Source organism: Paraperibacillus marinus, assembly GCF_046237605.1.
Classification (GTDB): Bacteria; Bacillota; Bacilli; order Bacillales; family DSM-1321; genus Paraperibacillus; species Paraperibacillus marinus.
Genome location: NZ_CP143542.1, coordinates 3,800,644 through 3,811,785 on the forward strand (window position 1 = coordinate 3,800,644; position 11,142 = coordinate 3,811,785).

10 protein-coding genes, 1 pseudogene and 1 other annotated feature are annotated in these 11,142 nt (G+C 45.7%); of the genes and pseudogenes, 3 read left to right on the forward strand and 8 right to left on the reverse strand.

Annotation, left to right across the window (positions count from 1 at the left end):
* The first annotated feature begins 20 nt into the window (after positions 1-20).
* The 3 genes and pseudogenes from V1498_RS19255 to V1498_RS19265 all read left to right on the forward strand — a co-directional run bounded on the left by V1498_RS19255 (position 21) and on the right by V1498_RS19265 (position 1,961).
* Positions 21-140: a hypothetical protein gene (locus V1498_RS19255; RefSeq protein WP_409295515.1), complete on the forward strand. Its 120-nt coding sequence runs from the start codon at positions 21-23 to the stop codon at positions 138-140.
* 129 nt (positions 141-269) lie between these two features.
* Positions 270-1,097 (forward strand): undecaprenyl-diphosphate phosphatase, encoded by an 828-nt coding sequence (locus tag V1498_RS19260; RefSeq protein ID WP_409295516.1) that lies wholly within the window; start codon positions 270-272, stop codon positions 1,095-1,097.
* 124 nt (positions 1,098-1,221) lie between these two features.
* Positions 1,222-1,961 (forward strand): annotated as a pseudogene (locus V1498_RS19265) (IS3 family transposase).
* A gap of 400 nt (positions 1,962-2,361) precedes the next feature.
* Here V1498_RS19265 and lysS read toward each other — a convergent pair.
* The 8 genes from lysS to V1498_RS19305 form a co-directional block, all read right to left on the reverse strand.
* Positions 2,362-3,822: a lysine--tRNA ligase gene (gene lysS, locus V1498_RS19270; protein ID WP_409295518.1), complete on the reverse strand. Its 1,461-nt coding sequence runs from the start codon at positions 3,820-3,822 to the stop codon at positions 2,362-2,364.
* A 76-nt stretch (positions 3,823-3,898) separates the two neighbouring features.
* Positions 3,899-4,164 (reverse strand) — a binding site (T-box leader).
* 179 nt (positions 4,165-4,343) lie between these two features.
* Positions 4,344-5,069 (reverse strand): gamma-glutamyl-gamma-aminobutyrate hydrolase family protein, encoded by a 726-nt coding sequence (locus V1498_RS19275; protein WP_409295520.1) that lies wholly within the window; start codon positions 5,067-5,069, stop codon positions 4,344-4,346.
* Between the two features lie 78 nt (positions 5,070-5,147).
* Positions 5,148-5,546 carry a hypothetical protein gene (locus V1498_RS19280; RefSeq protein ID WP_409295522.1) on the reverse strand — a complete coding sequence of 133 codons (399 nt, stop codon included), beginning with the start codon at positions 5,544-5,546 and terminating at the stop codon, positions 5,148-5,150.
* Positions 5,547-5,667: 121 nt separating this feature from the next.
* The gene (locus tag V1498_RS19285; RefSeq protein ID WP_409295524.1) at positions 5,668-7,296 is read right to left on the reverse strand and encodes a M4 family metallopeptidase; all 1,629 of its coding nucleotides are present in this window, start codon (positions 7,294-7,296) and stop codon (positions 5,668-5,670) included.
* Positions 7,297-7,811: 515 nt separating this feature from the next.
* A complete protein-coding gene (locus tag V1498_RS19290) occupies positions 7,812-8,888 on the reverse strand; it encodes a nitric oxide synthase oxygenase (protein WP_409295526.1) in 1,077 nt (358 codons plus the stop codon).
* 63 nt (positions 8,889-8,951) lie between these two features.
* Positions 8,952-9,521: a hypothetical protein gene (locus V1498_RS19295; protein ID WP_409295528.1), complete on the reverse strand. Its 570-nt coding sequence runs from the start codon at positions 9,519-9,521 to the stop codon at positions 8,952-8,954.
* 92 nt (positions 9,522-9,613) lie between these two features.
* Entirely contained in the window at positions 9,614-10,336 is a 723-nt protein-coding gene (locus V1498_RS19300; RefSeq protein ID WP_409295530.1) for a (2Fe-2S)-binding protein, read from the reverse strand.
* A 12-nt stretch (positions 10,337-10,348) separates the two neighbouring features.
* The gene (locus V1498_RS19305) at positions 10,349-11,134 is read right to left on the reverse strand and encodes an ABC transporter ATP-binding protein (RefSeq protein ID WP_409295532.1); all 786 of its coding nucleotides are present in this window, start codon (positions 11,132-11,134) and stop codon (positions 10,349-10,351) included.
* Positions 11,135-11,142: the final 8 nt, after the last annotated feature.

Genomic DNA, 11,142 nt, shown 5'->3' on the forward strand with positions numbered 1-11,142 from the left:
TAATAATGATAGGATAACGGGTGTGCGGCAAAAAGGGAAGCACTTATGATGGAAAGTGCTTCCTTTATATGATCAGGTTCAGTTTTGATATCTGTATTCTATTAGTCAAAAATGAAAATTCAGTGAAAACAACCATGTAAAACAAAATTTTTAATATAATGGTAGGAGATTTTAAATAATATGTATCCATTGGCTTAATAGCCTGCAATATGATAAATTAGTAGCTTGCAGGCCATATCATAGAATAAAAGAAATAGGAGCTTAATTTCATGAATATTTGGGAGTTGTTTGTTGCATTTCTATTGGGTGTGGTCGAGGGTTTGACCGAGTTTGCCCCGGTTTCCTCAACGGGCCATATGATTATTGTGGATGACCTTCTGCTTCATTCAAAGGAACTTTTTACAGAACAGGTGGCGAATACCTTTAAGGTAGTCATCCAGCTGGGCTCAATACTTGCTGTTGTTATCGTATTCAAGGATCGTTTTTTAAATATGTTCGGCTTGAAAAAAGACCCGGCAGGAAGCGAAGCCCATGGCAGGCTGAGTTTGATGAAGGTCATTGCCGGCCTCATTCCGGCAGGGATCACAGGGGTATTGTTCGAGGATTATATCGATGAACATCTATTCTCGGTGGAAACCGTCATTATCGGGCTGGTGATCGGTGCCGTACTCATGATCATCGCAGATAAGCTGCAGCCGAAGGTTCCAAAAACACAGACTGTAGACGGAATCTCCTACAAACAGGCGATTGGGGTGGGATTGTTCCAATGTCTCGGCTTGTGGCCGGGCTTCTCACGCTCAGGCTCTACCATCGCCGGCGGTGTCCTGCTCAATATGAGCCACCGCGCAGCATCTGATTTCACCTTTATCATGGCTGTTCCTATCATGCTAGGGGCAAGCGGCATCTCCCTCCTTAAAAACTGGGAGTACTTCTCCATGGATGCCCTGCCATTCTTCATTGTAGGATTTATCAGTGCCTTTGTGGTGGCACTTGTTTTCATCCGCTTCTTCCTGAAGCTGATCGACCGCATCAAGCTTGTGCCGTTTGCCATCTACCGGATTGTGCTGGCCGCTTTGATTTATGTGATTTTCCTATAAAAACGGCTGATTCTAAACATGAAAAACCCAGATCCTAACTGAAGAGACCCACGTAAATGAGACAAGGAAAAAACACCCCCTGAATCGTATTTATTAAATATGATTCCTAGGAGGGTGTTTTTCTTTGGGCACAAGAGTTCATTATCCAGAAGAAATAAAATGGAAAAAAATCAAAATGAAGCAAGAAGGGAAGAGCAACAGTGAAATAATGAGTCACCTTAATTAAAAATAAATCACAGATTAAAACGTGGATAAAATGGTACAGGACAGGTCAAACCTAGTTCGATATTCAATGCCAAATTAAGAAAAAACGGCAAAAGCACATAAGTGGTGAGAGTAACATTGTCGTAGGGAATATCCTAAATCGGAATTTTATATCAAGCCGACCAGACGAGAAATGGGTAACAGACATAACGTACCTGCCGTATGGTACAACGATGTTGTATTTATCGACTATTATGGATTTATATAATGAGATTATTTCTTACACAATAAGTACATCCCAGGATATCAGCTTGGTGATGGAAAACTTAAAGGAAGCTGTGGAGCTGCGTAAGCCCGAAAACTTAATTCTTCACAGCGACCAGGGGTCTGTATATACTTCTTATGGCTATCAGAATTTCGCCAAAGAAAAAGGCATTACCACAAGCATGTCCCGAAAGGGAAACTGCCATGACAATGCCGTAATCGAATCCTTTCACTCCTCGCTAAAGTCGGAAGGATTCAACGCTCAAGCAAGAGCATCTATGTCCAATTCTAAAGTAGTATATTTGGTAAATCAATATGTATCGTTACAACCATATACGGATTCAGGAAAAATTAAACTACCTGTCCCCTCTTGAATATAGGGAACAGGTAGCATAGGTGTTTTTTCCAAGTCTCATATTGAAGGGTCAGTTCATATTGGTTCTGGGTTTTTGTTTATGGGGTAGCTCTTTTTTAAAGGCTCTTTTCAAAAAGCTTTTTTATGAGTTCTATAAGGAGACTTTATTGTTACGCAAGTTGATTGGAGCGGAAGGCGCGAGACTCCTGCGGGAGCAGCGGGACAGGTGAGACCCCGCAGGCAAAGCCGAGGAGGCTCAGCGCCCGCCCCGCGGAAAGCGAGTGCCTGCAGCGGAAATCAACTTCCTTGTTCAAAAGCCGCGCCACTGCCTTTTTGAAAGACTTTCTTTCGAGGAAAGAGAGCTTGCATGGCAATCAATCTTTCAATCAATACAGCCATATAAAATCAATCTGCACATAGCCTTATAGTAGTATAGTGTTACTACACCTTCTTAGTTAAAGGAAACAATGTACAATCCTTAATGGTTTCACTATCCGTCAGCACCATCAATAACCTTTCAATTCCAAATCCCCATCCAGAAATAGGCGGCATTCCATATTCCATGGCTGTTAAATAATCCTCATCCATCTCCATCGCTTCTGCATCTCCATTACTTTTTAAAGCGGCTTGTGTTTCCAGCCTTTTTCTTTGTTCAATGGGATCCACCAGTTCGGAATACGCATTAATAATTTCGGCTCCGTTTACGACTAACTGGAATCGGTCCGTAAGAGTTGGATCGTCATCATTAGCCCTGGCAAGCGGGGATAAATCAATTGGATGCTGAATTAAATATGTTGGTTTTACAAGGTGAGGACGGCAGGTTTTTTTATACAGCAAATCAATGAAATTCCCTCTTCCCAAAGTATTTATATCAGGATGATCCAGTTCAATATTTCTTCTTTTTGTTTCTTGAAGCAAATCTTTCACATCGGGATAAAGGCTGATATCTATTCCTATTTCTCTATAAATTAAATCCCTGAAGGAGATCACTTCCCATTCTAGTGAAAAATCAATGGATTGTCCTTTTATGAGAATAGTCGTGGAATGAAAGGTCTGCCTTAGAATATACCCCACCATCTCACGCATTAATTTCATGGTATCCTGATAATTCCAGTAGGCTGCATATCCTTCGACCATAGTAAATTCCTGAAGATGCTGCGTGCTCAGTCCTTCATTCCTGAAGCACTTGGCAACTTCAAATACTTTCGTAAAACCGCCTGCAATCAGCCTCTTTAAATACGTTTCCGGCGCAATCCGTAAATTAAATTCTGTATCCAGTGAATGATGATAGGTTTTAAAAGGTTTTGCAATGGCCCCTGAGGATGTATGCTGTAATACCGGCGTTTCTACTTCCAGAAAATCTTGATCCTCAAAAAACCTGCGAATGGCGCGTACCATTTTGCTCCTGGCCAGCATGCGGTCCTGCGTTTCCTTTGTCATCATTAAATCCAAGTACCGCTGTCTATATCGAAGCTCCACATTACTTAAGCCGTGCCACTTCTCCGGAAGACTCCGCAATGCTTTCCCCAGGAAAACATAGCTTTCAATACGCAGCGTTTTTTCTTTTGTCCTGGTAGTATACATTCTGCCTGTCACACCAATAAAGTCTCCTATATCCAGTAAGTCATTAAATTGTTCAAATGGAATCTGGCCCACTTCATCTCTTTTTAGCAGAAGCTGCAAACTGCCTTGTATGTTAGATAAGGTAAGGAAAATAAATTTATTAAAGTTCCTGATACTCATAATCCTGCCCGCCACCCGCACATCCGAAGTACCATCTTCAAGCAGAGAGGCTTCAAAAAGCTCGTAATTAGCGGAAAACCCTTCAGGGTATACTGAGATTCCCTGGGATTTTAGTGTCTCTAACTTCCTGAATCTGCCCTCTGTTTGCTCATTACTCATCCATCTCACTCCTTCATTAGCTTTTTACTTATATCTTTTAAACAATAAAAAAACTCCCACCCCCAAGATTATTCATCTTGAGGACGAGAGTTTAAGCTCCGTGGTACCACCCCAGTTTATTGATATGTCACCATATCAACCTCTTCGGGTACGGCAACTTTAATGATTGATTATACCCTATCTCTATAACGGGAGATCCCGCCGCGCCTTCCTTAAGAAAGATCTTAAATCTGCGCGAAAGCTCCGAGTCTTTTTTCATAATGATTATTATTGCTCCTTTTCACCTTCCGGAGCTCTCTGGAAATAATGAATCAAAATTACTCTTCTCTTCATAGCCGATGTTCACGTATTGAAAATTAAGAATATTTTACAATGAAGAAATTGGTAAGTCAACTCCCATTTAAAACAGCCTGAATATTCCTGCACCTCCTTATTTTCGCCTGTCTAAGCTGAAAATAAACAAAAACAACGCGTCCCGATACAGGATCGACACGCGTTGTCAAGAATCGGCTTCTTCTATTTTAACGGCGGCAGGCATCCACAAATGCCTTAAATAAAGCAAGCATGTCATCGCTGGTTTCTGTCATATCCTCCGGATGCCACTGGACTGCAAGCATCCAGCCGCCTTCCTTGTCTTCAGATTCCAGGGCTTCTACAATGCCATCCTGTGCCGATGCAGACACCTTGAGGCCCGGCGCCTTGTCACGGACTGCCTGGTGATGGAAGCTGTTAACCTGGAGTTCTTCTTTGCCGACGATATCGTGAAGCAGGCTTCCCCGTTCCACCGTGACGGAATGGGTGGCAGCCGCCCTTGTTGAAGCATCCTGGTGATGCTTCATGACGCTGCTGTCATCACTTTCGATATCCTGGATCATCGTCCCACCAAGGCCGGCATTCAGCACCTGGATGCCCCGGCAGATGGCAAATATGGGCTTGTTTTGCTCCCGGAGAAGCGGCAGCATCGCCATTTCTGTGTCATCGCGCTCAGGAATGATGCGGCCGAGCTTCGGATGAGGCTGTTCACCAAACAGCTGTGGATCTATATCTTCCCCGCCGCTCAACAGGATTCCGTCACATATATCTGCCCACTCGCGGGCTGTTTCCTCATCAGCCGGCGGAAGAATGACCGGCACCCCGCCTGCCTTCATGACGGATTTTGCATAGCTATAATGCAGCACACTGCTGTTTTGTCCATTAAAATCGAAATTCGAACATGTAATGCCAATGACTGGCTTATGGTTACTCATATTTTTCAGCTCCAAATCGTGACCTCTCCTTTCCTTACCCTTTAACGCCAGGATACAACCAGGAAAAACATGCTTTTGCTAAATAACTTCTTCCAGCTGTTCTTCGATGTATTCCTCCAGTTCCTCCCTGATGTCCGCCATCGTTTCTTCAGCCAGCTCCCCCCATATCCTGCTTCCCGGAACATCCTTTGTCACCGGCAGTCCCAGCCAGGTGCGCTGGCACTCCCATAGCGTAGTAGAATGATAGCCAATCAGCTCTTCTTCCTCAGAAATTTCCAGAATCAGGGCGGATTCATATCCAGGAACAAAGCAATCGTCTCCTTCCCTGAACAATTCCGCCGCAAAATGCAGTTTCTTTTCTTTAAAAACCGGCTTGTAATACTGATTTAATTCATGGATGAGCTGTGATGCGGCTTCCTCGAGCTGCCTGATTGAACTTCGTACATCCTCTGAAAAAAACGGCTGCTGATACTTCATGGTTCCTCCCGTGGACACTTAGTGACTTAAAAATCATTTCTATATCTCCCCCCTTATTTCCTTTACAACAAAAAAAGAACATCGATAGCAGTTATCGATGTTCCTGTGAAGAAATAAGAGATTAGTTGACTCCTACTGCATTGAATGCATTATTGACTGCTGTACGTTCAGCGCTTGATGAGCCATACAGGTCAGCTGCGGATTGAAGAAGTGCCGCTTTTGCCTGTGAGAACGTCGCGTTTGAAGTCAGATAGATCGTATTGGCGCGGTAGAAAATCGCTCCAAGCTTGTCCACTCCGATGCCCTGGACTGTCACGCCATAGTGAGTTCCGCCGGCCGCAATCAGATAAGCAGCTTTATTGATGATTCCGCTGTTCGTATGGACTCCGCCGTTATCCTGAGTTCCGGTATAGCGCTTGGAGTAGTGATCCGGATCGCCATAGGCTGCCGGGTTGGACATGGAGCGCAGGGCATCGCCTGATACGCCTGGGGTATAGATGTCCTCACCGATGTTATAGTCGAATTTTGATGCCTGGTATTTGTACTCAACCACTGTACCGAATACATCAGAGATTGCTTCGTTCAATGCGCCTGACTCATTTCGGTATACAAGATTTGATTCAGTGGAAGTCACGGCATGCGTCAATTCATGAGCTACTACATCAAGTCCGCCTGACAGAGGGATGAAGGTCGAGCCATCGCCATCTCCGTATACCATCTGTGTGCCGTCCCAGAATGCATTGTTATATCTGTTTCCATAATGGACCGTTGATTTTAGGGCTGCACCTGCTCCGTTATAGGAGTTGCGGCCGAATGTGTTTTTATAATAATCATAAGTTTTTCCTGCATAGTAATGAGCATCTACCGCAGGCGCATCATAGGTTGCATTGAACAGATTGTCCGCATCTGACCAAAGTGTACCCGGAAGGTAAGAACCACCATTTGCATTATATGTGAAAATACCGTTTCCGCGGGTGTTATCCTGAAGATAATATTTTCCGCCTGAAAGGGTCGTGTTCAAGGAAACGGAATTCTTCGTAACGCCGGTGCCGGAACCAACAGCGTTCGTGCCTGTTACCTCATGGATGGTATTGTATTTTGTAAGAATGTTCCCCTTATCAGCAGATACAAAGTAGAAGTAGTTGCCAGGCTCCGGGCTCAGGAAGCTCAGTTCCACTTTGTAAGCATATTCGGCTCCGCCCTTATCGTCCGTAAATACGACAAGCTCCGATTTAGGCGCACGCTCGTAGGAAGGAGCAAAGCCCAGGTCACCTTCTGCAATTTTGCCGGCTTCTTTTGCTTTAATGCCGTCTTTCACCTTGCCGGCAAGCTTCTCATCAAGGTCTGCCGCCACTGTTCCGGAGAGGACGGTCAACACTCCTTCTTTATCGATCACAGCCGCCTGTGTGGAGCCGAAAACCGGTATCCCGCCATATGTCTGCTGTAATTTCACTACTGTATTGCCAAGCTCGTCCTTGCTCTTTTTATTAATAATAAATGAGTCCTTTGCCGCTTTCTTGCCAAGTTTATAAGATTGCTTGTTTTGATCAAGATAATTGAAGACAATCTCTTCGGCACCCAGCTTGGAAGCCTTGGTCAGGTTTCCGGAACGGAACTCAAGAGAATCCTTTTCCTTATTGAACTTTTCTACGCTCAATACGTTCTTTGCAGCAAAAGCATCCCCCTGGGGCAATACAGAAACCATTAGACCTAAAGATAAGACAGTACTTGCTAAGAATTTCTTTTTCAAATTCAATACAACTCCTTCTCCATGATCATCTTTTTTTAATTGTCACGCGGTCACCCAACACCCTGCCGGCGGAACCTGGCCGCCAAGCAGACAACTGCAACTAATCTGCGAAACTGCTAAATCACTGCGCCTCTAGCTTATATGTACTCCTCCTTTTATTTGAGTAAACTAATTAAATCATAGAATGACAGACAGTGGTGTTGGGAAAAAAACCACCCACGCTGATAGGTTTGGTAACCATAGAAAAGGCCTATTTTATAGACAGATTGAGAGTCCACCAGATATAAAGAGTTCAAAAACCGAACACACATTTGGGAAAAAATTGACAGAATTGTGAAAAAAGTATTTAAAAAGTCAGTTTTTTTTGAAAATTTAATTGCAATTCAGCTGGGAATGAGCAGTTTTCTATTATTCGAGTAAGTTTACGGAGATTATATTGTGAGAGAGGATGTTCGTTATAACGTTTTCTTCACACTAAAAAAGCACCAGCCTCTACATTTGGCTGAGTACTTTTTTCAGTATGGTTTATTCTGATAAAAATAGTTTGGTTTTTTCACTTCATTCGCGTAAGGCTTATGAAAGATATGGGTAGCAGCTGGAGAAACCGGAGGGATGAGCCAGGCCCAATTCCCTGTTAAGTCTCTGCCCCTATCCTTTTCCTTCTCTTCAAAAAGCTTGAACTGCTGCGCGGCAGTATGATGGTCGACGATGCTGACTCCTGCTTCTTTGTAGGAATGAAGCACAGCGGCGTTCAGTTCGATCAGGGCGCGGTCCTTCCAAAGGGAAGCATTTCTTCTGGTGTCGAGCCCCATCCGCCCCGCAATGCGGGGAAGTGCATGATATCTCGTTTCATCAGCCAGATTTCTTGCCCCGATTTCTGTCCCCATATACCAGCCGTTAAACGGAGCCGCCCTATATTCAATTCCGCCCATTTCAAGCTTCATATTGGAAATGATGGGAACGGCATACCACTTCAGCCCAAGGCTCTCAAACCAATCGAATTCCGGATGCCGCAGCGGCACCTCAAGCACAAGCTCCCGGGGTATATCAAATACACGGGGTGTTCTCCCGTTTACCTGAATAACCAGCGGCAATACATCGAAATGGGTCTGATCTCCTTCCCAGCCAAGGCTTCTGCAGACGTTGGTGAACTCAATGGAATCCGGGTCTCCTAATGTTCCATGCTCCGTTTCGTATCCTGCATAGCGGATCAGCTGTTGATTCCATATCCTTATGTCCGCCCCGCTCCCGCTTGCAGGAAAAATCGTAATCAACGGCCTGATCTTCCCTTTGTTGGAAGCAACCTCAATATGGTCAAACAGGGCGTCCCGGACGGCCTCTTCCGTATGGAGATGCCGCATGTCCCGCACCTGCAGGCTTTCCCAGAACAGGCGGCCGATGCATTTGTTGCTGTTCCGCCAGGCCATTCTTGCCCCGTGTTCCAGTTCTCCGAACGTATGCTGATAAAATCCATCTATGTGTATGCTTTTCGCTATTTCAGCGAGCCTTGCTTCCATCTGCCCCATTTTATCTAACTCCTGACAGTAAGCTCGAATGAACTCTTCTGCCTCTCTGAACATTTCCTGCTTCAAGCTAAATCCCCCTCATAGGCTGCCTGATGCCATCATACCATAAGGGCTAAGGAAGGCTCCCCTTTAAACCGGCCCCTTTTCCTGAAGTTTTTCAAAGACATAGGTGATGCCCCGTGCGGCAATAACAACTACAATATAAAACATAAAAAGATGGACATATGTTATCCCGTCATAAAGCCTGAACAGCCCTGCCTTCACTAATAGAGGCTTCAAACCGAAGGAGAGGACGGCTGCAGTGAGCAGTGCGTATAAAAAATAGCTTTTCTTATGGTGGATCGTCCATTGAAACACCAGGATAAAGATGACCGGTACCAGGGCGGAATCGAGACTAATACTCGGCAGGTGCGGGAAAATCTGATAAGGATAATGCCAAAAACCGCGGATCATGCCAAACATATCGGTGTAGGCGAATACCATATGAAAGCTGAAGCCGAAGAACCCAAGCAGCAGGGCCCTGCTCCGGTCAATCCGCCACACCAGGATGATCAAGGGAACCACGAACATTGCGATCATCAGCCAGAACTGCCAGGTTGAATAATCCGAATACTGCTGCCAATAGTCAATCAGTCTGTCATTGGAAACTTTTCTTAAATTCACGATCTTATCGAATTGTTCAATCCGGGATGAGCTCATATCCATCAGTCCTTTAACACAGATACAGCTTAGGATATCCGGGAGAAGCAGTAACATGCACAAAAACACCCGCCAATTATAAGCTGGTGTTGTCATTCATCTTCTTTAAGGCAAAGATCATGGGAAAGCTTAGGACAGTAGGAGCATTTTTCGTTCCCGGGAACAAGATAAAATAAGCAGCAGGTCACACGTGCATACTGCTCCATGCTCTTTTCAGGAGTCATGCCGTTTAAAAATTTTTGGAAAGGCGACCGGCGCTCTCTGCCCTGCCAGATTTCATCTTCAAGCAGGAGCTTCAGATCCAGTCTGGCGCGGCCCGCCTCTACACCCTTCTCCTTAATTAACCCGGTAAACATCCACAGCACGTAGCCCCATACGTTTTCCCAGAGTACAACCTGAGAGGACTTGGTAGCGGCGGCCACAGAGCGGACGAGACAGCTGCAATCTGCACACATAATTTCGCGTAAATCCTCTTCAGCTTTCTCTTCTGTTACAGCGATCCACTCTCCAGCCCCAAGCAGCCATTGCGGCGACCAGCGGCCATACGCTTCATGATCCCGTACCCCGAACCGGCTGCTTTCACCCTTCCAGGCCAGTCTGTACTTGCTCAGCATATATAAGCGGGCAACAAAGATGAAGGCGGCATTCCTCATCAAAACAGACCCGATGGCATGCGGCATTTCTGCCTTTGTCCTTGCCTGGGCGAGCTCCAGTAAGGGCGCAGGATCGTCAGGATTCACTGTAAAATCAGCTCTTTCATCATGACATATGTTAAAACGTTCAAGCTCCTGCCAGATTGCTTCTTGTTGCATCATGGCCATTCTCCTTTACCTTATCAAGTCGTAGGAAATCATGGCCGGCTTTCCTGTCCGGGGATCTGCCACAATCTCCGCTTCTATATTAAATACCTGCTGCAGCATGCCTGCAGTCATGACCTCATCCGGCGTACCCTGCCGGACAATTCCGCCGCCCTTAATGGCGACCAGCTCGTGTGCAAAGCGGGCAGCCTGATTCAAATCATGCAGTACCATGACAATGGTCCGTCCATTATCGCGGTTTATCTTCTGCAGGAGCTGCAGCACTTCAAGCTGATGGGAGAGATCGAGATACGTGGTAGGTTCATCGAGCATTAGCAGGTCTGTTTCCTGTGCAATGGCCATGGCAATCCAGGCCCGCTGCCGCTGTCCGCCGGAAAGCGTGTCAACAGCCTGATCCTTCAGATCTCCAAGCCCTGTCACTTCAAGCGACCAGTCGATCATGGACAAATCACGGGCGCTGAGCCTTGAGAACCCGGTCTGGTGCGGTGTGCGTCCATAGGAAATCAATTCATGCACGCTCAGTCCTTCTGGAGACTGCGGAGACTGCGGCAGGATAGCCAGCTTTTTGGCCACTTCCTTTGCAGGCTCCTTGTGGATCAGCTTTCCGTCCAGGAACACAGCACCCGAAGCGGCAGGATGGAGCCTTGCCATGGTCTTTAAAATCGTCGACTTCCCGCAGCCGTTCGGACCGATGATGGCCGTTATCTTTCCTGGCCGGAACTCAAGGTTCAAGTCTTTTACAATGGTCCGTTCTTCGTAGGCGATATTCAATTTATCAGCTGAAAGGATTGTCATCCTAACTC

Excerpts from the sequence above, each read along its gene's own strand:
- V1498_RS19260 (WP_409295516.1), top strand. The coding sequence starts at position 270 with ATGAATATTTGGGAGTTGTTTGTTGCATTTCTATTGGGTGTGGTCGAG.
- lysS (WP_409295518.1), bottom strand. The coding sequence starts at position 3,822 with ATGAGTAATGAGCAAACAGAGGGCAGATTCAGGAAGTTAGAGACACTA.
- V1498_RS19275 (WP_409295520.1), bottom strand. The coding sequence starts at position 5,069 with ATGAGTAACCATAAGCCAGTCATTGGCATTACATGTTCGAATTTCGAT.
- V1498_RS19280 (WP_409295522.1), bottom strand. The coding sequence starts at position 5,546 with ATGAAGTATCAGCAGCCGTTTTTTTCAGAGGATGTACGAAGTTCAATC.
- V1498_RS19295 (WP_409295528.1), bottom strand. The coding sequence starts at position 9,521 with ATGAGCTCATCCCGGATTGAACAATTCGATAAGATCGTGAATTTAAGA.
- V1498_RS19300 (WP_409295530.1), bottom strand. The coding sequence starts at position 10,336 with ATGATGCAACAAGAAGCAATCTGGCAGGAGCTTGAACGTTTTAACATA.
- V1498_RS19305 (WP_409295532.1), bottom strand. The coding sequence starts at position 11,134 with ATGACAATCCTTTCAGCTGATAAATTGAATATCGCCTACGAAGAACGG.